This is a genomic window from Thalassospira sp. A3_1, from assembly GCF_017744215.1.
Lineage (GTDB): Bacteria > Pseudomonadota > Alphaproteobacteria > Rhodospirillales > Thalassospiraceae > Thalassospira > Thalassospira lucentensis_A.
On the sequence record NZ_JAGHQQ010000003.1, the window covers coordinates 318,190 to 341,608 of the forward strand.

A 23,419-nucleotide genomic window follows, 5' to 3' on the forward strand; every position below is an offset into this window, starting at 1 on the left:
ACACTTGGCCCCTAGGATGGCCGAAATTTTACATATTACGAAGTGACCAATGAACCAGCTTGCAAAATTGGCCCTTGAAATGGGGCCGCTCATTCTCTTTTTCGCTGTAAATGCAACAACCAATCTAATGACTGCTACCGCAGTTTTTGTGGCTGCTACTGTTGTATCGCTGATCACTTCGTTCCTGGTTGCCAGAACGATTCCCGTAATGCCGTTGATTGGCGGGGTTTTTGTGATCGTGTTTGGCGGATTGACCCTTTATCTGGACAACGATCTGTTCATCAAAATCAAACCGACCATCGTTAATTTGCTTTTTGCGGCAATTCTGTTTGGTGGTTTGATGGCAGGAAAATTGTTTTTGAAGCTGGTTCTGGAAAGCGCGTTCAAGGCGACCGACGAAGGTTGGCGCATCCTGACCTGGCGTTGGAGCATATTCTTTATTGTCCTCGCCGTGATCAATGAAATCGTCTGGCGTAATTTCTCGACCGATACCTGGGTCGCCTTCAAAGTCTGGGGCATCATGCCTTTGACGATGGTATTCGGCATGGCACAGGTCCCGATATTGATGAAACATCAGTTGCCGGAAGAAGAGGGCGGCTCACCCGCAGCGTAATCAGCTCAAGCTTAACGAACAAATATAAGGCCGTGACACAAGTCCCGGCCTTTCACTTCATTTGTATTCGACTATTCGACTGGCAAGGCGATACTTACGACTGCCTGAGCCGCTATACCTTCCTCGCGACCAGTGAAACCGAGACGCTCTGTCGTGGTCGCTTTGACATTGACCCGATCAACATCAATCCCCAGTATTTCCGAAACCTTTTCCCGCATGACCTTGGTATGAGGTCCGATCTTTGGGCGTTCGCAAATCAGCGTGATATCCGCGTTGATGATGCGGCCACCTCGTTCGCGGATAAGTTTGACCGCATGATAAACAAACTGGTCGGATGCCGCACCTTTCCATTTCATGTCGGATGGTGGGAAATGCTGACCGATATCACCGGCACCAATCGCTCCAAGCAATGCATCTGTAAGGGTGTGCAATCCGACATCTGCATCGGAATGACCATCAAGACGTGCGGTGTGAGGCACAGATACCCCACACAAAATACAATGATCGCCCGGCGCAAAGCGATGAACATCAAAACCTGTGCCAACCCGAAACTCTTCGCGGATCATTTTCTTATTTTCTTTCTTTAAATTAGAACCAGTGTACAACCGGCCATGCGCAAGATCCATATCGTCAGGGCGCGTAATTTTATCGTTTGCAATATCACCCTCGACACAGATTACATCAAGGCCAAGCTGCTCGAGAAGGGCCGCATCGTCGGTGAACTCCAATCCCTCAAATTGCTTGTGCGCTTTAAGAATTGTTGCAAAATGGAAGCCCTGTGGTGTTTGGGCGCGATGAAGTTGTGCGCGCGGAATTGTCTTTTCAATAAAGCCGGAATGACCTGTTTGTTTTATGGTATCCAGAACGGGCAGGGTCGGAATTGCACCGGAATGTTCTGACAGCGCATTAACGACACGCAAGATAACGTCGTCGGAAATCCCGGGTCTTGCCGCATCATGTATGAGAACATAGTCCGGGTTTTCATCTTCCAGCGATCGCAATCCGTTCAGAACGGACTGTTGTCTTGTCAGGCCTCCGGTGATCGGTTCCGGCAGTGATAAACCGTTCATGGCGTCATCATAGCGATCCCGATGGTCCGGATTATAAATCACCCGGATCATTTCAAGCGGCACAAGCTTTGCAAAACTCTCGATACAGTGCCGCAACAATGGCTTTCCACCAAGCAAATGATATTGTTTTGGTATCGGGTCGCCAAATCTGCTACCGCTGCCTGCAGCAACGATGACAACTGCGATTTTTTTGGTCATAAACGTTCATGCCGTGACTTGTCTGAATTGCGCCGCAGGCTATCTTTCTGCGACGCCTTTGCCAAGTCGCCATTTGTCCGACCTTATGACGTAAACAGCTTCAGTCCGGATCCGAACATGCTCGCTGCCGTTCTTCACATTTTGTGCCTGTTGCCGTTGACCACGCAAATCATGCGGCGTGATCCTCAACGTGATGTCTGGCTGTTTACCTCGATTTGCATAGCGGCTTTGGGCACCGTTGTGGTTCTTGGATTAACCGGCGAAGAAGTGCAATCGCGCGGCTTTACAGCGGCTTTGCATTGGTCCGAGCTCTCGGTAATCCTGATTTTTGGCGGGCTTGTTATTTGCAAAGGGCCGAAACAGATATGGCGCCTTGCCGGTTATATCGGGGGATATCTTTTACTGTTTGGTGGAATTGCCGGGTTTTTCAATGTGTTCGAGCCGGTTTTCGATCCATCAGTATCAGAGCCGGTTCTTTATTCCGGTTGGCTATGGGTGCATATCGGAACGTCTCTGGTGACCTATGCACTCGTTACTTTGGCGGCAATAGCGGCAATGGCATATATCGTTCAGGAAAATGCCCTGAAGAACAGGCGGCCCAATCGCTGGAGCCGCCGCCTGCCGCCTTTGCGTGACAGTGAATATACGCTGGTTGGTTTTCTTAAATGGTCTGCTTGGGTTCTTGTTGTTGGCATTTTCACCGGTTTTGCACTACGTCAGGTCGAAGATCAGTCGCTTTTCTATCTTGATCACAAAATGCTTTTGACCCTGCTTGGCTTCGCTGTGATTTGCGCTCTGATCTTCATTCATGAAAAATCCACCTTGCGGGGCCGAATGGCAGTGCGATTTGTTCTTGGGGCGTGGCTTCTGCTTACGCTGGCATTCCCTGGAGTGCGATTTGTCAGTGGATATCTGATCGGTTGATCCGGGCCTATATATTCGACAATTCGCTTAGAGTTGTTGCAACGCGGCGCCAGTTTCATTAATCTGCCCAAGTTTTAGGCAATCGGATTTTCTTCATGTCTTTGCAGATCGGTTCTGTAACCGTGCCAGAGAATGTCATTCTGGCACCGATGTCAGGTGTGACTGACCTTCCTTTCCGGCAACAGGTGCGCCAGTTTGGCGGCCACCTTGTTGTGTCGGAAATGATTGCATCTGATGCCATGACACGCATTCAGCGCCATCAGAAAGAAGTGCGCAAGATGCACGGTGATTGTGCAGCCGAGAGCCCGCTTTCCGTTCAGCTTGCCGGGACCGAACCCGATGAAATGGCTTTGGCCGCAAAGATGAATGAAGATCGCGGTGCGATGATCATCGATATTAATATGGGCTGTCCGGCAAAAAAAGTCACAAAGGGTTATGCCGGTTCGGCCCTGATGCGCGATGAAAAGCTTGCTGCGGATATCATAAAGGCAACCGTTGACGCTGTTTCCGTGCCTGTGACGCTCAAGATGCGTTTGGGGTGGGATGACGATAATCGTAATGCGCCGCGGCTGGCGAAAATTGCCGAGGAACTTGGCATTGCGATGTTGACCATTCATGGGCGCACGCGTTGTCAGTTTTACAAGGGTGATGCTGATTGGGGTGCAATTGGGCTGGTCAAACAGGCCGTATCGATCCCGGTCATTGGCAATGGCGATGTCAACAGAGAAGAAGACGCAGCAGAACTTCTGAAACGTTCTGGTGCTGACGGTGTCATGGTAGGACGCGGCGCACAAGGTCGACCGTGGTTTTTGGCGCAGGTTTCACATTACCTGAAAACAGGCACCAAACTGGCTGCACCGTCGCTTGATGTGCAGATGGAAACCATTCTGCGTCACTATGATGCGATGATTGATCATCACGGGCAGCAAGGCGTGCGGATCGCCAGAAAGCATCTGGCTTGGTATTGCAACAGCTTGCGTAATGCGACGGAATTTCGCCGTGTTATTAACCAGTTAAGTGATCCATCTGAAGTCAGGAGTCAAATCAGGGCTTTCTATGAGCCACTGATTGAGAATACCGAAAACCAGGCTGCTGCCTGAGAATAACAAGAACTAAATAGCTATTTTATCGGGGAAACTTTGAATGAGACTTGGATTTGGCAAAGGGAACGGGGTAGATCCGACTGGCGTGCTTAATGCAATTGCCAGTGCGGTTATCGTTTCTGATCGGGATGGCAAAATCCGCTTCGTCAATCAGGCGACGGAACAGCTGTTCAATACCAGCGCCGCCGTCCTCTGCCGCAGCAATCTCAAGGATTTCATTCCAGGTGACAGCCCGGTTTTTTCTCTTATCACTCAGGCAATTGACGAAGCGACCCTGGTGGCTGATCATAATCTTCTGATCGAAAGCCCGAAAATTGGCAAACACACAGTAAACCTGACCGTGGGTTCGATGCCAGATGAACCCGACTGCGCCGTTTTGACGTTCGAGCCGCGCTCTATCGCGCAAAAGATTGATAATCAGCTGTTGAGCCGGAACTCAGCCCGCTCGGTAAGTGCAATGGCGGCAATCCTTGCGCACGAGATCAAAAACCCGCTTTCAGGTATCCGTGGTGCGGCGCAATTGCTTGAGCAGACCTCAAACGAGGACGACAGGGTCCTGACGCGTCTAATCTGTGACGAGGCAGACCGTATTGTCGACCTTGTTGATCGTATGGAAATCTTTTCTGATAAACCGATGGAACGCGGTGCAGTCAATATCCATACTGTGCTTGAACATGTCCGCAGGCTTGCAGAAAACGGCTTTGGCAAACATCTGGCATTCGAAGAAATCTATGATCCGTCGCTGCCACCGGTTTTCGGGAATAGGGACCAGCTTATTCAGGTATTTTTGAACCTTTTGAAGAATGCGGGCGAAGCGGTTGATCATGATAGCGGTCATATTGTGATATCGACCCGCTATCAGCACGGTGTCCGCCTTGCTGTTGCGGGCGGTGATGCGCGTGTGCATTTGCCGTTGGTCGTGTCTGTACGTGACAACGGACCAGGTATTGCACCCGACATGCGCGAAAGCCTGTTTGACCCGTTCGTAACAACAAAACCAACCGGCTCAGGATTGGGGTTGGCCTTGGTGGCCAAGATTATCAATGACCACGGTGGTGTGATTGAGGTTAAAGATGCACCGGGGGGCGGTGCCGAATTCCAGATCATGCTGCCAATCTATAACCGCACGCTGGCTGAAGATGTCGGTGCGGGCAATATAATCAAGAACAAGGAAGAAACCGTATGAGCCCGAGCCCGGCCAGAATTCTTGTTGCTGATGACGACCGTGCAATCCGTACTGTTCTGACACAGGCATTGTCGCGTCAGGGCCATGAGGTGCGAAGCACCGGTCACGGACGGACCTTGTGGGACTGGATCGCTGACGGGGATGGCGATCTGGTAATCACAGACGTGATGATGCCGGACGAAAACGGGCTCGACATGGTTCCGCGTATCCGCAAACTGCGTCCGGACTTGCGTGTGATCGTCATGAGCGCGCAAAACACTCTGATGACAGCGGTAAAAGCAGCCCAGAGAGGGGCTTTTGAGTATCTTCCAAAACCGTTTGATTTGAATGAGTTGATAAGCATCGTTGATCGGGCACTCGAAACGCCACAGGCTGATGAGAATGCCAAATCCTCTGATGATGAAGGGGATGATCGTCTGCCTCTGATCGGTCGATCATCGGCGATGCAGGAAATTTATCGTGCTCTCGCCCGTCTGATGAACACCGACCTTACCGTCATGGTGACAGGAGAAAGTGGCACCGGTAAAGAGTTGGTAGCCCGTGCGCTGCACGAATATGGCGGACGTCGCCACGGCCCGTTCGTTGCCATCAACATGGCGGCAATTCCGCGCGAGCTTATCGAAAGTGAGCTTTTCGGCCATGAAAAAGGGGCCTTTACCGGAGCTAACGAGCGCAAGGTAGGCCGGTTTGAGCAGGCTGAGGGTGGAACGCTATTTCTTGATGAAATAGGTGACATGCCGCTTGAGGCACAGACCCGATTACTGCGTGTTTTGCAGGAAGGCGAATATACCCGTGTTGGCGGGCGCACACCGATCCGTGTGAATGTCCGCATCGTCGCTGCAACCCACAGGGATCTGCGCAAGCTGATCCGCGAAGGCACCTTCCGCGAAGATTTGTTCTATCGTCTTAATGTCGTTCCAATCCGGCTACCGTCATTGCGTGAACGGCTGGAAGACATTCCCGAGTTGGTCAATCACTTCCTCATGCAGGCCAGTGAAGAGGGGTTGCCGCGCAAGACACTTTCAGCCGAGGCCATGGCACGCTTAAAAGCCCATCGATGGCCTGGAAATATACGCGAACTGGAAAATATGGTTCGCCGTTTGACTGCGCTCTATTCGCATGACGTGATTGGCGTCGATGTTATCGAAACGGAGTTTTCGGAAAACAGCATCAGTGAAGCCGCACCGGTCGGGGAACCGCAGTCTCTAGCGGAATCGATCGAACGTCATGTTCGTGAATACTATGACGCCCATGACGAAGACCTTCCTTCAAGCGGCCTGTATGATCGTATATTGCGCGAAATGGAACGTCCGTTGCTGACTGTTACACTGGAAGCTACCCGTGGTAATCAGGTGAAGGCGGCTGAGGTTCTGGGACTTAACCGGAATACATTGCGCAAGAAAATCCGCGATCTGGGACTGGAAGTCGTCAGGGGCGCAAAATGACCGAAACCGGACGACCCGTCACCAGTCGTCTGATGCGTTCAGGGTTTGTCAGATTTCTGGGTCGATTAAGCCAGTCGCGCAAGTTTGCGATTGGTCTGGTCTGTGCCGGGCTTATATCGGTTCTGGCGACCTATCTTGCCATGACTGGTACTGCTCCGCTGCGGCCGGAACCACGTCTGATCATCCTGCTGTTAAACATTGATCTTATTCTTGTTTTGGCGCTTGCCACACTGGTTGCGCGCAAGCTCGTTCAGATTTGGGCGGAACGACGGCGTGGTACGGCCGGTGCCAAGCTTCACACAAGAATGGTTCTACTGTTCTCGTTGGTGGCGGTGACCCCGGCCATTATCGTTGCTATTTTTTCCGCATTGTTTCTGCATTTCGGTATTCAGGGATGGTTCAGTGATCGTATCAGAACTGCCGTCGAAGAAAGCATGGTCATTGCAGAGGCATACCTGAAAGAACATCAGGAGCTTATCCGGGCCGATGTTCTGGCAACGGCCAATGACCTTCAACGTCTTGGCGTCAATTTTGCGACAGACAGAGAGCGCATCAACCGGATACTGACGGCTCAGGCCGATGCCCGTGGATTGCCGGAAGCCGTGATAATTGACGGAAGCGGCGCCGTACTTGCGCAATCCGACTACAGTTTTTCCTATGATCCGGTCCTGTCACCAATTCCACAGGAAGTCTATGATCGGGCGCGAAACAACGATGTTGTTCTGCTTTTGGGGAATACGGACAACCGTATTCGCGCCATGGCGCATCTCGACAGTTTTATTGACGGGTATCTTCTGGTCGGCCGGTTTGTTGATCCCAATGTTCTTGAACGTATCGACAAGGCAAGAAAGGCAGTAACTGCCTACGAAAACCTTGAAGGTGAACGGTCCGGGATTGTCATCACCTTCGTGATGATTTTCGTGCTGATTGCCGTTGTCTTGCTTCTGGCCGCAGTGACTTTGGGTCTTATGGTTGCAACACGCTTGGTCGAACCGATTTCCCAATTGATTGTGGGGGCAGAAAAGGTCCGTGACGGCGATTTGACCTTCCGTGTTCCGCTTGCAGGCCAGGAAGACGAACTTGAAGCACTAACCCGTGCTTTCAACCGCATGACATCCCAGCTTGATACGCAGCGTACCGAACTGGTCGCGGCCAATCGACTGAATGACGAGCGCCGTCGGTTTACCGAGGCAATTCTGGGTGGTGTGACTGCCGGGGTGATCGGGCTTGACGCAGAATGCCACATCAATCTGCCAAACCGCAGTGCTTCCGACCTTATGGGGATTGATCTTGACGGGGCTATCGGGCAGTCCATCTGCGAGGTAATCCCGGAATTCTCCGAACTTTTCGACGATCTGCACAAGGAAGGTGATCGAAGCAAATCGCGGCAGATTGAAATCCGACGGGATGGTTTGGCCCTGATGCTTTTGGCGCGGGTAACGGTCGAGCGCGCGGAGGACCGGTCTATTTTCGGTTATGTTGTGACTTTTGACGATGTAACGGAACTTCAGACCGCGCAGCGTATGGCTGCCTGGGCCGACGTTGCGCGTCGCATCGCGCACGAAATCAAAAACCCGCTGACACCGATACAATTATCGGCAGAGCGTTTAAAGCGTCGATATCTCAAGGAAATTGAAAGCGATACCGAAGTGTTTAAAACCTGTACCGACACGATTATTCGTCAAGTCGGAGACATCGGACGTATGGTCGACGAATTCTCAAGTTTTGCGAGAATGCCATCACCGAAGATGAAATCTGAAAAGATTGTTGATCTGGTCAAAAGTGCGGTATTCCTTCAAAAGCAGGCCTACAATAAAATAACGTATGATTTCGATCCGAAAGCAGGCCGTGATATTGAAGTTTCATGCGATGCTCGACAGGTCAATCAGTGCCTAACCAATACCCTTAAAAATGCCGCTGAGGCGATTGACGGACGTGAAGGGGGCGAAAGCGAATTGCCGCCGGGCCGTATTGAAATTTCTGTGACACGCTCTGATGAACATCAACGCATCTACGTTACGGTCTCGGATAATGGCAAAGGTTTGCCGGTTGAAAATCGTGAAAGACTAACCGAACCCTACGTAACAACGCGGTCAAAAGGTACAGGTCTGGGGCTTGCAATCGTCAAGAAAATCATGGAAGACCATGGCGGAGAGCTTATACTTGCTGACGGTGTTGAAAGCGGAGCAACGGTTACACTGGCCTTTCCAGTCGCAGGTAAGCATATAACTGCAGAAGAAACTGCAAATAGCACCTCTTTGAACAACTGATCCTGTTGTTTCATCAGCAATAATTTTAGATACGGGCATATTGGTCACGACATGGCGCACGATATTCTGATCGTCGATGATGAAGAAGATATCCGGGCACTGATCGCCGGAATCCTCGAAGACGAAGGGCACAAAACCCGCCAGGCAGGTTCAAGCCAGGAAGCGTTGTCAGAGGTTGCCGCACGGCGGCCGAGTCTGGTGATTCTTGATATCTGGATGGACGAAAGCGATCACGATGGTATCGAGACTCTGAAACTGATCAAGCGTGAACATAGTGAAGTGCCTGTCGTCATGATTTCGGGACATGGCAACATCGAAACGGCACTGGAAGCGTCACGTAACGGTGCATATGATTTCATTGAGAAGCCATTCAATACGGATCGACTGTTGCTGGTCGTCGAACGCGCAATCGACGATGCCCGCCTGCGCCGGGAGAACCGCGAACTGACCATGCGGGCAGGGGGAGACACCGAACTGGTTGGTTGTTCTTCTGTCATTAATGGATTGCGCCAGGCGATTGACCGTGTGGCCCGCACCGGAAGCCGAATTTTGATTTCGGGCCCGGCGGGTTCGGGAAAGGAAGTCGTTGCGCGTCTGATCCACAAAAATTCTGCCCGTGCCGAAGCACCTTTTGTTGTTTTGAATTGCGCGAATATTTCGCCCGATACAATGGAAGAATCACTGTTTGGTGCCGTCGCTGCGGCCAATCGGGAAGCACGTACAGGTGTGCTGGAACTCGCACATGGTGGAACCTTGCTGCTTGATGAAGTGGCAGATATGCCATTGGAAACGCAGGGTAAAATCGTTCGCGTTCTGCAGGAGCAGACATTCGAGCGTGTCGGTGGTTCTGTCCCCGTTAGCGTGGATGTACGCGTTATTGCAACAACTGCGCGAGATCTGGAAGAAAGGATTGCGGAGCAGCGGTTTCGCCAGGACTTGTACTATCGTCTGAATGTCGTGCCGTTGCAGGTTCCGTCCCTGCAGCAGCGTCGTGACGATATCCCTGACCTCGCAGAATGGTTTCTTGTACGCTATGCAGAGGCAACCGGGCTCCCAAAACGCAAGCTTTCCGCCGAAGCACTCGCCGCATTGCATTCATACGACTGGCCTGGGAATGTTCGTCAATTGCGCAACGTAATCGAACGCCTGATGATTATGGCACCAGATGACAGTACGGATGTCATCAGTGGCAAAATGCTGCCATCGGAGTTGTTTGAAGATGTTCCGGTATCTTTGAATTTTGATAAAACCAGTGAAATCATGGCATTGCCTCTACGCGAAGCCCGCGAGATGTTCGAAAAGGAATATCTTCAAACGCAGGTGGAACGTTTTGGCGGGAATATTTCCAAAACTGCAAGCTTTGTCGGTATGGAACGCTCTGCCTTGCATCGAAAACTCAAAAGTCTGGGCGTGAATGGGGAGCGTGCGGAATAATCCGCCATCGCGATCCGGAGCTTTTGAACGGGAGACGAAACAATGAAGGTCATCATTTGCGGCGCCGGGCAGGTGGGCTTCCACATTGCCAAATATCTTGCTGCAGAAAACAATGATGTGACAGTTATCGATCAGTCGGAAGAACTTGTTCGCAAGATTTCCGATACGTTGGAAGTCAAAGGCATCATTGGCTTTGGATCGCATCCTGACGTTTTACAGCAAGCTGGCGCCGATGAAGCTGACATGCTGATCGCTGTGACCTTTGCCGATGAAGTCAACATGACGGCTTGTCAGGTTGCCCATTCCTTGTTCAATGTACCGACAAAAATTGCCCGAATTCGCAGTCAGACCTATCTGCAACCGGAATGGGCCAGCTTGTTCGGCCGTGAAAAGCTGCCGATTGATGTGGTCATTTCGCCGGAAATGGAAGTGGCCCGTGCTGTCGCACGTCGTTTGCGCGCGCCGGGCGCCTTTGACATGATCCCGTTTGCGGATGACAAGGTCAAAATTCTTGGGCTGAGGTGTAATGAAGATTGCCCGGTGATCAATACGCCGCTTCGGCAATTACACCAGCTTTTCCCTGATTTGAATATTTCGATCCTTGGGATGATCCGCAATGACAAGCCGGTTTATCCCAAGGGAGATGATCAGATGCTGGCCGGCGACCTAGTTTATCTGGCGGTTTCCAGTGATCAGGTGGACCGTGCGATGTCGGCCTTTGGTCACGAGGACCCTGAAGCACGACGCATCGTTATTTTCGGGGGCGGGAACATTGCCCTGTTCCTTGCAGAAGAAATCAATCAAAATTTCCCGGGGGTGACCACCCGCCTGATTGAGGCCGACCCGGAGCGAGCCCGTTTCGTTGCGCAGAAATTACCGAAGAAAAGCGTGGTTCTGCGCGGTGATGTGCTTGATCCGGAACTGCTGGAAGAAGCAAATGTCGGAAACGCAGAAGCCGTTGTGGCACTGACCAACGATGATGAAACCAATATTCTGTCGTCACTTCTGGCGAAGCGATACGGCTGCCCGCGTGCACTGACCCTGATCAACAAAAGCACTTATACGTCGCTGGTGTCGGAACTTGGCGTTGACGTTGTTATCAGCCCGCGGATGACAACAGTTTCGACCATTTTGCATCATGTACGACGTGGTCGAATTCGTGCTGTACACAGTCTTTCCGAGGGATTTGGCGAGGTTCTGGAAGCCGAAGCACTCGAGACGGCGCCAATTGTAGGCAAGGCCATCAAGGATATCGCCATGCCCGCAGGCGTGGTTTTTGGGGCCATCCTCCGAGATGATGAAGTGGTTATGCCACGTGCAAACACTGTAATTGAGGCCAATGACCGGATTGTCGTCTTTGCTGGTTCGGAACAGATCAAAAAAGTCGAGAAAATGTTCGCTGTTCGACTTGAATATTTCTAAAAAAACAGCGGTGAGGAAAACATTCCTTGCACGAATGAAACCGACTTTGATGCGCGGATATTTCTATGTCAGATAAAATGCTTCTTCCGCCTAAGGCGGTTATTTTTGATTGGGACAACACGCTTGTTGATAGCTGGGAAACCATTCAGGCAGCGCTTAATCTGACATTTGATGATTTTGGCAAAGAACGTTGGAATTTGGTAGAGACCAAAACGCGTGTAGCACGCTCGTTGCGCGACAGCTTTCCAACCTTGTTTGGAGATGATCGCTGGGAGGAAGCCAAAGACAGGTTCTATGCCCATTTCAAGGCAATTCATCTTGAAACCCTGACCCCGCTGACGGGGGCCTATGATCTGTTAATGACACTTCGTGAACAGGGGGCTTATCTCGGGGTGGTTAGCAACAAGAACGGAAATTTCCTGCGTTCCGAAGTTGCCCATCTTGAGTGGGGCCATTTTTTTGGTGGCGTTGTCGGTGCGACAGATGCCCAAAATGACAAACCGGCGGCTGATCCAGTACATCTGGCCATGGGCGACTCTGCTGCGGCGCAATATGAGAATCTGTGGTTTGTTGGTGATAGTGTGGTCGATATTCAGTGTGCGCGGAATGTCGGTGCGACGGCGATATTGATCGGAGACGAAATTACCGGTCACGGGGATGCCACGAATTCCGCGACTCTTAGCCCAGATTGGCATTTCCCCGATTGCGAAGCGCTTGTAAGGCTTGTAAAAAGCTTTGCGAAAGTCTTATAGTTCAGTCAGGTCATAAAAATGGGGCCGGAGCCGTAACAGACAGAAAAGTCATCGGTTCTGCATTTTCCTTGACCACCCGAAACGATAAAAACGCTCATAAAAGAAGGCTAGGTCTAACCAATGGCGGAAAAATCACAAAATGTTCAGGACGTATTCCTGAATTATTGCCGTAAAAACAAAACGCCGGTTACCGTGTTTCTGGTCAACGGAGTCAAATTGCAGGGCATCATTACCTGGTTTGACAATTTCTCGGTTTTGCTGCGGCGCGATGCTCACACCCAGCTCGTTTACAAACATGCGATTTCGACAGTAATGCCGACGACGCCGATTAAACTGTTTGATCCGAGCCAGCCTGCGGACGAAGAAAATAGCTGACGAATCTTTGACTGCGGGGGCTAAAGGCGAAAATGACAGCCCCCGGGTCCTCGTTTTCCATCCGGAACTTAAACGTGCGGATCAGGCTGGATCCTGGCGCGACGCGTCGTCGCGACTGGAAGAAGCCGTCAGCCTGACCGGCGCACTGGATTTTGATGTAGTGGGCGCAGATGTTGTGCCCATTGCGAAAACACGACCGGCAACCCTGTTCGGGACTGGTGTGGTCGAGCGTCTGGGCAATCAGATCAAAGCCGAAGAAGCCGACATTGTTATGATCAATGGTCAGCTTTCCCCGATCCAGCAGCGTAATCTGGAGCGTGAATGGAAATGCAAGGTCATCGACCGGACGGGCCTTATCCTCGAAATCTTTGCCGACCGTGCGCGCACCCGCGAGGGGCGATTGCAGGTTCAACTGGCGTTGCTAAGCTATCAGAAGTCTCGTCTGGTTCGGACATGGACACACCTTGAACGTCAGCGCGGCGGTCGTGGCTTCCTTGCCGGTCCGGGGGAACGGCAGATCGAAATCGACCGTCGATTGATTGGAGACAAGCTCGCAAAGCTCCGCCGCGAACTGGAAGAAGTCAAACGGACGCGTGAACTTCACCGCGAAGCGCGCCGTCGGGTCCCTTATCCGATTGTGGCGCTTGTCGGGTACACCAACGCAGGAAAATCAACACTGTTCAATCAGTTAACGGTGTCTGATGTTTTTGCCGAAGACATGTTGTTTGCAACGCTTGATCCGACCATGCGTGGGTTGGAGTTACCAAGCGGTCGAAAGGTCATTCTATCTGATACCGTGGGGTTCGTTTCGGACCTGCCTCATGATCTTGTGGCCGCATTCCGCGCGACGCTTGAAGAAGTTCTTGAAGCCGATCTGATCGTGCATGTTCGCGACGCGTCCTCGCACGAAGCGGAGGCCCAAAAGCTTGATGTTCTTGAAGTTCTTAAAGCATTGGGACTGCAAAAAGCGATTGATGGCGAAGAACTGGTAGAAGCGCTGAATAAATGCGATCAGCTTGAAGGCGAAGACCTGACAGCGGTACAGGAATATTCATCGAGAAACGCCAACACAATCGCGATTTCCGCGATCAAAGGCACGAACTGCGATGCCTTGCTGGCATTGATCGAGGATCGTCTAACCGAGGATATGCCGATTTTCGAAGTGCTTGTTCCTTATTCGGACGGAAAGGCACTGGCACGGCTGTATGAGCAAGGAGAAGTCCTGAAGCGTCTGGATGGCGAGGATGGTATTTCGGTGCAGGTTCGCATTGATGATAGTCGCGTCGGGCGTTTTGAAGACTGGTGTGCAAAATCCGGGTTCGATCCTCACCTCGTATAGGTAGGATCGGATCCCAATTTAAAACTGGAAAGGAACAAAGCGTGCGAAGCGTCGATATGGATAAGATTACCGAAATTATCCGCGAAGTATCGGCCGAGGAAATAGTACCACGCTTTGGCCAGTTGGAAGAAAGCGATATCGATACCAAGAGTCATGCCATGGACCTGGTGACAATCGCCGATACGGAGGCAGAACGGGTTCTGACAAGACGTTTTTGCGACCTTTTGCCTGGCAGTGTTGCGCTGGGTGAAGAGGCGGCCCACGCCGATCCAAAATTACCAGAACGTGTATTTTCAAATGATGCACCGGTCTGGATCATCGACCCTGTCGACGGGACCAAGAATTTTGCACATCATCGTCAGCCGTTTCGGTGCATGGTTGCCCTTTATCATGGCGATGAAACCGTCGCTGCCTGGATCATTGATCCAATTGAAGGATCGGCAACAGTCGCGGAGAAAGGGGCAGGGACGCTCCATAACGGCACCCCTGTGCATGTTCGCTCAAACATTCAAGTGGCAAAAGATGCCAAGGGTTTCCTGATCTCGTTTGCCCGTGACCGTATCCGCAGGCATTACGGACATCTCGATTTCTTTGACGAGGTTGCCCACTATTCTTGCTGTGGGGCCGAATATCAGGAAATTGCCCAAGGGCTTTTTGACTTCTGTGCCTATCGCAACCTGAAACCGTGGGATCATGCCCCCGGAACCTTGCTGGTGCGTGAGGCGGGTGGTGTTGCCAAATATATCACCGCAGCAGGATCAGATGAATATCACGCCAATGGCAATGCACCTGGGTTACTATGTGCATCATCGCCGGAACTTTGGGCAGAAATGAACGAGATTCTGCTACCTTTGTTCGGATAACATCGCCTTTTTATCCTTCAGCCGTTATTGTGCTCTGCCTTTTTAGCCTCATTCCATAGCGCATCCATTTCTTCCAGATCGGATTGACTTGCACTTCGCCCATCACGGGCCAATTCGTTTTCGATGAAATGAAAACGGCGTGTGAATTTGTGGTTTGCGCGACGCAACGCGACTTCCGGGTCAACGCCCAGCTTGCGTGCCAGATTTGCCATAACAAACAGCATATCGCCAAGTTCGTCTTCAATTCGGTCGTGATTGGGGTTTTCGGTCAGTTCCGCCTGCAGCTCGCCGATTTCTTCGTGCAGCTTGTCAAAAACCTCGTCTGGAGAGGGCCAGTCAAATCCGACGCGCGCGGCCCGTTTTGTAAGCTTCTCGGCTCGCATCAGTGCGGGCAGGGCGCTTGCTACACCATCAAGAGCACTATGGCGTTCATACCCTCTCGTCTCGGCCTTTTCTGCGCGCTCTGCGGCCTTGATCTTTTCCCAAGTCTGATTGACGCCATCGGTGGTTTTGGCGTCACCATCACCAAACACATGCGGATGACGGACAATCATCTTTGATACAATGCTGTTTGCAACATCTTCGAAAGTGAAATGGCCTTCTTCAGATGCCATTTGCGAATGAAAGACGACTTGCAGCAGCAGGTCGCCGAGTTCTTCGCGTAATTCGTTCATATCATTCTGGGCTATCGCATCAGCGACTTCATAGGCTTCCTCAATAGTGTAAGGGGCAATGGTCGCAAAGTTTTGCTCCAGATCCCAGGGACAACCTCCATCCGGGTCACGCAACCTTGCCATGACATCCAGTAATGCATTGATTGCCTTGCTATTATGATCGGTCATATTTCTTTTGTCCCGGTGTCATTGGCATGTGATTGGTGTTCTGTCCTAACGTGCCTGATCCTGTCTGGCAAGCTGCCCGATATAGCAAAACAAAACCCGCCAGCAGATACGCTGGCGGGTTTTGCTATTTGATAGAGAATGAACGTAATCAGGCAGCAGCAAGCTCTTCGGCTTTGTCGGAGCTTTTATCGTCAGATTTGCTTTTCTTGCCTTCGATAAGGCCGCGATGCAGTGCCTTGATTGCCTTGTTGAAGTCGCCTTCGGCAACCACGAACTGCAGGTCGACCCTGCGGCTGGGATAATGGCTTGCCACAAGTTCGATACCGTCTGCATCCAGAATGCTAACCGCACGGGCAAACAGGCCGGGTTGATCAATGTTCGCACCAATTACGGAAACAATCGCCACCTTACGTGTCTTTACACTGGCTTCGGGTTGTTTCGCCTCGATCTCGTCGACACAGCGACGGATTTGTTTGAGCGGGGCTGACACATAATGCGTAATCGTATTTGCATTAAGGTTTTTGGTGACAGTTGGAACCCTGAAGCGCTTCAGAACGCTTAGAATGGTCTCTTCACCACCAGCAACACCAACCATGTCCTGATTGAAAACCTCAATCTCGAATGCCGTTGGCACACCGGTCACGATTTCCACACGGCTGTCATCCGGATCCCAATGATCGTCAATAACGGTCCCCGGATGCTCCGGTTCAAACGTATTGGCGATCCGCAGCGGAATGTCATTCTGACGCAGTCCCTTGGCTGCACGCGGATGAATGGCCTCCATCCCCATATTTGACAGTTGATCGGCGACGTCATAACTGGTGCGACCAATCGGACGCACGGCATCCTCGCCGACGATACGTGGATCCGCACTCGACAGGTGGAATTCCTTGTGAATGATTGCTTCGCGCGCCTGCGTCAGGCATGCGATACGCGAGAATGTCACTTCACTATAGCCACGGCCATAAATGCTCATCAGACCTTCGCTGCACTGGGCATATCCTGTAGCAATCGGAAGCTGCTTGGAAATATCGATATCGGAAAATACCTTTTCGATACGACCGTCAAGCGTTGATGCTTCCGGCTCACGCCAGCCGGAAAGGTCGGCAAAGACCGCGTTCACCCCCTTGGCACGGAGCAGCAGCATTGTATTGTGCGCGCTATGTGATTCACCGATCGCGCTCAGCATCTCACGTACCGTCAGCAAGTGCTTTTCAAGCTTGAAATGCCCAAAACTGCAAAGGCGATGCAAATCCATCAGGCAACTGCGTGTGCCCTCGATACGTTCCTGAACAAAGGCGTTGGCCAATTTGAGTTCAGGCGCATCACCAAAGATTTCTTCGTTAATCGCACACATCTTCTCAGAAACCTTGGTCAGGGCATCACCCCATGCCCAATCGGTTTCAGAGCCCGCATAAAGTTGATAAACGCCAGCTTCGCCGGTTTTCTTGTTTTCCAGCAGCATGTCAGTAAAACCGCCATAAGCCGAAACCACAAAAACGCGGTTATAAAGTTCGCTGTCGCTGCGATTGCCGACAAGGATATTGTCCATCACGGCACTGACCTGCGACATCGACGTTCCGCCGATCTTGTGAACGCTATGCCCAGCGTCCGTTTTTGCGGCAGTCTTTTTCTGGGCTGAAAGCATGGTGCCTCCTTTGGGGGCGTTTCCTTGAAAATCTACGTCGTCAGAGCTTGGGGCGAACCGTGATGGCCGCCCCAAGTTCAAAGCCCTAGCTGGCAAGTGCGTCACCATCAAGCGGATAGACGCCGTTCTCATCATGCGTCTCACGCCCGTTAAGTGGTGGATTGAATGCGCAGGCTACAACCATATCCTCAGTACCGCCGCGCAAGTAATGACGGTCGTGTTTATCAAGAATGTAAACAGTGCCCGGTACAATCTTGTATTTCTTGCCATCTGCTATGGTTTCAACTTCACCATTGCCCGAAATGCAATAGACCGTCTCGAAATGATTCGCATAGCAAATCTCGGTTTCTGTGCCGGCATAAATCGTGGTGATATGGAACGAGAAACCCATCCCATCATCGGCAAGTGAGAGGCGGGTACTCTCCCAGTTTTCGGCAACAACCCGGCGCCCTGATGCTTCACATTCTTTCAGTGTACGAACAATCATATTTAACTCTTTGATTTAATTTCAGTTACGGGGCAGGGCAACGCCAATGCGTTGCCCTAGCCAAAATCATTCGGCAGCAGCTTTTGCCGAAGAAATTTCCTTGCCCATTGCTTTGGCTGTCGCCATTTCAAGAATGTCCAGACCATGGGCCAGATCGTCCTTCGAAATAATCAGCGGCACAAGGCATTTGACAACCTCGTCTTCCGGGCCACTGGTTTCAATGACCAGATTGTGCGCGAAACATTCTTTAGTAACTTTGGATGCGAGTTCACCGCTTTCAAAGCAGATGCCCTGCATCAATCCACGACCTTTGCGATAGATTTTGCCATCACCATAACGGTCGGCAATCTGTTCAAGACGCTTGCCAAGGAAATCAGCCTTGTCGCGAACATCATTAGCGAACTTGTCGTCCGACCAAAAATGATCAAGAGCCGCGGCCGCCGTTACGAAGGCATGGTTATTACCTCGGAACGTGCCGTTATGTTCACCCGGATGCCAGACATCGTATTCTGGCTTGATCAGAACGACAGCCAGCGGCAAGCCATAAGCCGAGAGAGATTTCGACAACGTCACCATGTCCGGCTTGATCCCGGCTGGCTCAAAGCTGAAGAAAGTCCCGGTGCGACCGCAACCAGCCTGAATGTCATCAACGATCAGCAGGATGTCGTGCTTCCGGCAAACCTGTTCCAGTTTCTGTAGCCAACCGAAATCTGCTGCATTCAAACCGCCTTCACCCTGAACGGTTTCAACGATGATGGCAGCGGGCAGGGCGATGCCACTGGAATTGTCACCAAGTACGCGGTCCAGATACTCGGTCGTGTCGGCACCGTCGCCCATATAGCCATCGAATGGTACGGCAACCGCATTGTCAAGTGACACACCGGCGGCACCACGGTGGTGTTCATTGCCGGTAATGGCTAATGCACCGAGTGTCACGCCGTGGAAACCATTGGTGAACGAAATTACGGTTTCACGTCCTTTCACGCGGCGGGCAAGCTTAAGAGCCGCTTCAACTGCATTCGTACCAGTGGGCCCCGTAAACTGGATTTTGTAATCCATGTTTCTCGGCTTCAGCACTTTGCTTTCCATTGCTTCGAGAAAAGCTGCCTTGGCCTTGGTATGCATATCCAATCCGTGGGTAATGCCGTTCGACTTGATATAGTCGATCAGTTTTTCCTGCAGCACAGGATGATTGTGACCATAATTCAGACTACCGGCACCAGCCAGAAAATCGAGATAACGCTTGCCGTCAGTATCGGTCAGCCAAGCACCTTCAGCCTTTTCAAAGGTTACGGGGAAGGAGCGCGCATAGCTCTGAACTTCCGATTCAAGACGATCAAATACAGTCATAATTCCCTCTTTTTGATTGGGAAAATAAAAAATGGTTCTGTCATGCCAAACGTCCGGTCAAGCCGGTTGTTCCAATTAAATGGCATCAGAATTCAGAAAAGTACGGGCGGATAATCAGGCCGCGACGCGTGCAACATCTGCGCGTTCGAACGGGCCGATCTGCCACAGTATTTCACTGGCGGCAGCACCGTCGAAATGTGTTTCACGTTCGAACAGAACCTTGCGCTTGACCTCGGTTTCGAGTTCACGTGCAACAGAACGGAAAACACCCTGTGACGGCGCATTGGACGACGTGATTGTCGTCTGCAGCTCGGTCACATTATGACAGATCGGGCGGTCCAGAATTTCGAGGATCATGGATTTCGCCAGTTTTAAACCGCGCGCCTTGGGCGATACGGCAACCTGCCAAATAAACAGGCGTTCAGGATTTTCCGGTACAATGTAGCCGGAAACGAAACCCGCAGGTTGACCGTCAAGTTCGGCGATCACGCAGGTGTCGGCAAAGTGCGAACACTGCAGGAGGTTGCAATAAACTGAATTTTCATCCAGTGGCTTGCATTCCGCGATCAGCTCATTGACTGCGGCACCGTCTACGGCCTTGGGTTTCCGGATCGTGAGATTGGCTTTGTGGCCGCGATTGCCGCTTGTGGTGGCAATTTTCATCGGTCTATCTGCCTCATTATTTCGATATGCGATCTTTCATGTCGCGAGAAATATATAGAATATCGATGGAAAAACGTCAACATGTCAACGGTGACGAAACCATGAAAAATTATAATACATTGATTTTATTGCAGAAAAATTTTATTTTCACGCACAGCATTTAATCCATAAACCAAAACATGGTCAGCTTTTAATTTAGCGAAATCCGATTAAATTATACTTAGAACATCTATGGAAATAGAGCGGAAAACGTTGCAGGCCACCGGTTTGACCGCTATTACTTCAGTGAAATCAAAACAACAAATATCGGAACTGCAGCATGGATAAGTTGCACGAAGCGCTCATTTCAATTCGTCGGATTCTGCGTGCCAGCGACATTCACGCAAAAAAGCTGGGCAAGGTCACGGGGCTCAAGACATCGCAACTGATTGTTCTGCAATCCCTGGAAGAATTCGGTGAGATGACTGTTGGGGAAATCGCCGGCAAGGTCAATCTTGCCCAAGCATCGGCTACGGCATTGGTTGACAAGCTTCAGGCCATGAATTTGGTGAGGCGCGCGCGAGGGGACACGGACAAGCGCAAGGTATTTGTTCAACTGACTGACCATGGTCGCAATGTCCTTGATCGCGCGCCTATGGCACTGCATGACCGGTTTTCTGATAAATTCAAGGCGCTGGAGGAATGGGAGCAAAGCTTTCTAATCGCAGCACTCCAGCGTGTTTCCGGGATGATGGATGCCAGCGGTTATGATGCCGCACCATTGCTGGATCATGAGGTAATTGTAGAGAAGGTGGCTGAGCCCCCAAGAACCTAAAAATTATGATCAAAAACTTGATGATTATGCCACAAGGCCATGAAATAACGAAAAATTCCTGCATTATGAAAGTGTTTCCAAAGGGCCCAGATGCCAACAGTGTATTAATGGCGTGCGGTATGCTTGCTGCCATTTCCTCCGGAGATTTATCATGGCGGGTCGCCGCCAGTGCAACCGAGAAGCCAAGGCTTGCTTCGTGCTCCCGTGAATCCGGACATACTGTCGTGCGCTGATCAATATAAGTTTCGATACGCGTCACTATGACCGAAGCTGGAATTCGAATAACATACTGGAATTAAATAACAAATAATTTGTCAAAGTGGCTCACCCAATTCTCTGTTGCATTTTTTAAGACTGATTATTTACCGAGAATCAAATAGCTACCGGATTGATTTTATATAATTGCAACTTTAGAAAAATTGCTACAGATAAAGATGCTAGTTGCGTTTTGGCACTAAGGCCAATCAGCCAATTCAAGGTCACAAAGGATAATTCCCAAGCACTGAACTGCTAGTTCCGAATCTTGCTGTCGAACTGGGCGTACATCTCTCTTCTGACGCTCAACAGGCTTCGCTCTAGCGTGGAGGCGAGCCACTATTTTTGCAGCAGAGGCGGCAATAATGTATCCGTCACTTTCAAGCTTGCTAGTGAGCTTTCCTAGATCCTGAGCTGACTCTTTTGTTGCCTTGTAGTAGGCAAGCAATACTTGCGCGATGGCCTCTCGCGTCCGATCCACGATTGACACCGGTGATGATTTGTATACGTCGTCAGCTAATTGATTAAGCGTTTCATTTACCGCTTTGATGTGATTAGAACTAATCTGATCAGGCTGTAAAACGGGTAAAATATTGAAGCGAGAACTGGCCTTGAGGGTGACTAAATCTTCTCCTGTATGAATTGCTTCAATATCAACAACATTCCACATTGTGAAACGATCATCTTTTCCTAGAATGATCTGGGGACGGCGAGATATTTCAGAAAAATATCGGTTCCAGATTGGATATCCATAGTAGGTATCAAGCTCCTTATTAATTCGTCCGTCTCTTGTTCTTCTCAGCTCGCCTGTAGCAGTGGGATGTGGCTGTACAAACCATTGCTCTGGTTGTTTTGTTCCAGCGAAGTAAAAGCGACCACGCCTTATACGAGAGACGGGATCGAAGGTGTCTTCGCGGAAGTAACATTCTGCGCGCTGTGTATTCTCAAACGTCAATTCATCGCCAGGATATATGAAGATAGCGTGCGAGAGAGGCGGCGTAGGCCAAGCCCCGTATCCGTTAAGAGCTTTCCCCTCATAGATGAGTCCGGAGTTTCTATCGATCCCGATGTTCAACTTTTCCCTCCAGAGCTTACTGGGATAAAATCAATGCAATACTTTGATAAAAATTTGGTTGGAATTTTCCATCGTGCAGCGAGTAACGTTTATAATGATCTATCATATAACTTTATTCTTGTTTCCAAGGGATAAGGTCTTCAGGATCAACATTAAGTGCGAAAGATATTCTTGTATATTGCTCCTCTGTCATCTTAGCCACGCCAGATTCAATGTTGATAATTAAGTTCTCCGAAATACCTGTGGCTTCAGATAATTTGGGAACTGTAAAATTGTGAAAGTCTCTGTAAACAGAAACAGGGTTTTCTCCGCTCATCAAACGTTCAACAGTCTCAATCGGATACCGAGTACCGTCATCATTTTCCATGGCTTCTTTCAAAGCCAGATAATCATCCACACTTTCACGGAATTCTTTCTCAATTTCAACCTCCGAAACTCCGGAGAAGTGAACGACATCTTTTGCAAGTCCTTTCACCTCTCCGTGATACATTCCGTCATCTTCATAGAATTTGTATGTTCCTATGTATCCGCGATATTCGAACATTTTCAGTCTCCTATAATTTAAATTATATTGATTTTATTAAAATTGAACAAAAACAAGCAAGAAAATAGGTATCAAAGACAAACTTGAGATTTATAAAATAGCGAATAATTACAATACATTCGAAGGATGATCAGTCCAAATACCAATCTTAATTTGACTTAGTCCATACTCTTGGGAGTATTTCCTGCTTTGCCTGCCCAAGTTAGTACTTTTCTTAATATGGAGTTGGCAACTTGGAAATTTCCCAACTGGCCTGCCAGTCGATACTCCCACTTTATGCCGTGGAACAGATTGTTGCGAAAACGAAGAACGACAATAAGCAATGTCAAAATTTGATCTTGGCAGGGCCGATTTTGCCCAGAAAGAACAAGCTCGACTAAATCAGGATAATCATTCTTACGAAGGCGAAGATGAGCAAAGTGGTGAGTGGGTTCGCCATCCAGAAAGTATCTATTTTTCATGTAGTCTAGTTCCGTCAAAAACCAATTATCGTGCGGAATAGTTTCGACGGTTAGCCGTTTGATCAAGTCATCAATAGCCGATGCGGAACCTCTACAATTTAATAGTTGCGCCTCAAAATATCCCCATAGCAGCACAAACTCTGAAATTGTTTCAATTTCTTCTATAGTTAGATCCGAGAACCCTGGCACATGATCTGCCAACCACGCATTTCGCATTTTTAGCTACCCTTACGAGTAAGTATGAGCAAAGAGTGATCTTGAGTATAAAATATGAAGCCCTAATACA

Annotated in this window: 22 protein-coding genes; 13 read left to right on the forward strand and 9 right to left on the reverse strand. The window is 50.2% G+C overall.

Annotated elements, in window-relative coordinates; translation table 11 throughout:
• Positions 1–49: 49 nt before the first annotated feature.
• Positions 50–613 (forward strand): septation protein A, encoded by a 564-nt coding sequence (locus J7395_RS14955; protein WP_062948808.1) that lies wholly within the window; start codon positions 50–52, stop codon positions 611–613.
• Positions 614–684: 71 nt separating this feature from the next.
• On the opposite strand, the gene J7395_RS14960 is transcribed toward J7395_RS14955, so the two are convergent.
• Entirely contained in the window at positions 685–1,881 is a 1,197-nt protein-coding gene (locus J7395_RS14960) for a bifunctional 2-C-methyl-D-erythritol 4-phosphate cytidylyltransferase/2-C-methyl-D-erythritol 2,4-cyclodiphosphate synthase (RefSeq protein ID WP_209222058.1), read from the reverse strand.
• Positions 1,882–1,998: 117 nt separating this feature from the next.
• On the opposite strand from J7395_RS14960, the gene ccsA reads away from it, so the two are divergent.
• From ccsA to J7395_RS15015, 11 genes are all read left to right on the forward strand, one after another.
• Positions 1,999–2,805, forward strand: a complete 807-nt coding sequence (ccsA, locus tag J7395_RS14965; RefSeq protein WP_209222069.1) for a cytochrome c biogenesis protein CcsA — start codon at positions 1,999–2,001, stop codon at positions 2,803–2,805.
• Between the two features lie 95 nt (positions 2,806–2,900).
• Complete coding sequence (gene dusB, locus J7395_RS14970) at positions 2,901–3,905, forward strand: tRNA dihydrouridine synthase DusB (RefSeq protein ID WP_209222071.1); 1,005 nt, start codon at positions 2,901–2,903, stop codon at positions 3,903–3,905.
• A gap of 43 nt (positions 3,906–3,948) precedes the next feature.
• A complete protein-coding gene (locus J7395_RS14975; protein ID WP_062948816.1) occupies positions 3,949–5,094 on the forward strand; it encodes an ATP-binding protein in 1,146 nt (381 codons plus the stop codon).
• Positions 5,091–6,539 (forward strand): nitrogen regulation protein NR(I), encoded by a 1,449-nt coding sequence (ntrC, locus tag J7395_RS14980; protein WP_062958509.1) that lies wholly within the window; start codon positions 5,091–5,093, stop codon positions 6,537–6,539. Before J7395_RS14975 ends, ntrC begins: the two co-directional genes overlap by 4 nt.
• A complete protein-coding gene (locus J7395_RS14985) occupies positions 6,536–8,809 on the forward strand; it encodes a PAS domain-containing sensor histidine kinase (protein ID WP_209222073.1) in 2,274 nt (757 codons plus the stop codon). Before ntrC ends, J7395_RS14985 begins: the two co-directional genes overlap by 4 nt.
• A gap of 51 nt (positions 8,810–8,860) precedes the next feature.
• A complete protein-coding gene (locus J7395_RS14990; RefSeq protein ID WP_062948820.1) occupies positions 8,861–10,243 on the forward strand; it encodes a sigma-54 dependent transcriptional regulator in 1,383 nt (460 codons plus the stop codon).
• A gap of 42 nt (positions 10,244–10,285) precedes the next feature.
• A complete protein-coding gene (gene trkA, locus J7395_RS14995) occupies positions 10,286–11,665 on the forward strand; it encodes a Trk system potassium transporter TrkA (protein WP_062948822.1) in 1,380 nt (459 codons plus the stop codon).
• Between the two features lie 65 nt (positions 11,666–11,730).
• A complete protein-coding gene (locus J7395_RS15000) occupies positions 11,731–12,417 on the forward strand; it encodes an HAD family hydrolase (protein WP_209222075.1) in 687 nt (228 codons plus the stop codon).
• Between the two features lie 120 nt (positions 12,418–12,537).
• Positions 12,538–12,792 (forward strand): RNA chaperone Hfq, encoded by a 255-nt coding sequence (gene hfq, locus J7395_RS15005; RefSeq protein WP_062948826.1) that lies wholly within the window; start codon positions 12,538–12,540, stop codon positions 12,790–12,792.
• A 7-nt stretch (positions 12,793–12,799) separates the two neighbouring features.
• Positions 12,800–14,131: a GTPase HflX gene (gene hflX / locus J7395_RS15010; protein WP_247742194.1), complete on the forward strand. Its 1,332-nt coding sequence runs from the start codon at positions 12,800–12,802 to the stop codon at positions 14,129–14,131.
• Positions 14,132–14,187: 56 nt separating this feature from the next.
• Complete coding sequence (locus tag J7395_RS15015) at positions 14,188–14,994, forward strand: inositol monophosphatase (protein WP_209222080.1); 807 nt, start codon at positions 14,188–14,190, stop codon at positions 14,992–14,994.
• Positions 14,995–15,011: 17 nt separating this feature from the next.
• On the opposite strand, the gene mazG is transcribed toward J7395_RS15015, so the two are convergent.
• From mazG to ectA, 5 genes are all read right to left on the reverse strand, one after another.
• Positions 15,012–15,836 (reverse strand): nucleoside triphosphate pyrophosphohydrolase, encoded by an 825-nt coding sequence (gene mazG, locus J7395_RS15020; RefSeq protein ID WP_209222081.1) that lies wholly within the window; start codon positions 15,834–15,836, stop codon positions 15,012–15,014.
• A 148-nt stretch (positions 15,837–15,984) separates the two neighbouring features.
• Complete coding sequence (locus J7395_RS15025; protein ID WP_097050239.1) at positions 15,985–17,484, reverse strand: aspartate kinase; 1,500 nt, start codon at positions 17,482–17,484, stop codon at positions 15,985–15,987.
• Between the two features lie 85 nt (positions 17,485–17,569).
• Positions 17,570–17,971 (reverse strand): ectoine synthase, encoded by a 402-nt coding sequence (locus tag J7395_RS15030; protein WP_062948834.1) that lies wholly within the window; start codon positions 17,969–17,971, stop codon positions 17,570–17,572.
• Positions 17,972–18,037: 66 nt separating this feature from the next.
• Positions 18,038–19,321 (reverse strand): diaminobutyrate--2-oxoglutarate transaminase, encoded by a 1,284-nt coding sequence (gene ectB, locus J7395_RS15035; RefSeq protein ID WP_062948836.1) that lies wholly within the window; start codon positions 19,319–19,321, stop codon positions 18,038–18,040.
• 114 nt (positions 19,322–19,435) lie between these two features.
• Positions 19,436–19,984 (reverse strand): diaminobutyrate acetyltransferase, encoded by a 549-nt coding sequence (gene ectA, locus J7395_RS15040; RefSeq protein ID WP_062948838.1) that lies wholly within the window; start codon positions 19,982–19,984, stop codon positions 19,436–19,438.
• A 319-nt stretch (positions 19,985–20,303) separates the two neighbouring features.
• Here ectA and J7395_RS15045 point away from each other — a divergent pair, with 319 nt between their 5' ends.
• On the forward strand, positions 20,304–20,798 hold the full coding sequence (locus J7395_RS15045; RefSeq protein WP_209222083.1) for a MarR family transcriptional regulator: 495 nt from the start codon (positions 20,304–20,306) through the stop codon (positions 20,796–20,798).
• Positions 20,799–21,252: 454 nt separating this feature from the next.
• On the opposite strand, the gene J7395_RS15050 is transcribed toward J7395_RS15045, so the two are convergent.
• The 3 genes from J7395_RS15050 to J7395_RS15060 form a co-directional block, all read right to left on the reverse strand.
• Positions 21,253–22,128, reverse strand: a complete 876-nt coding sequence (locus tag J7395_RS15050; RefSeq protein WP_209222085.1) for a hypothetical protein — start codon at positions 22,126–22,128, stop codon at positions 21,253–21,255.
• A 112-nt stretch (positions 22,129–22,240) separates the two neighbouring features.
• Complete coding sequence (locus tag J7395_RS15055) at positions 22,241–22,672, reverse strand: type II toxin-antitoxin system HicB family antitoxin (protein ID WP_209222087.1); 432 nt, start codon at positions 22,670–22,672, stop codon at positions 22,241–22,243.
• 158 nt (positions 22,673–22,830) lie between these two features.
• Positions 22,831–23,349 (reverse strand): hypothetical protein, encoded by a 519-nt coding sequence (locus tag J7395_RS15060; RefSeq protein ID WP_209222095.1) that lies wholly within the window; start codon positions 23,347–23,349, stop codon positions 22,831–22,833.
• Positions 23,350–23,419: the final 70 nt, after the last annotated feature.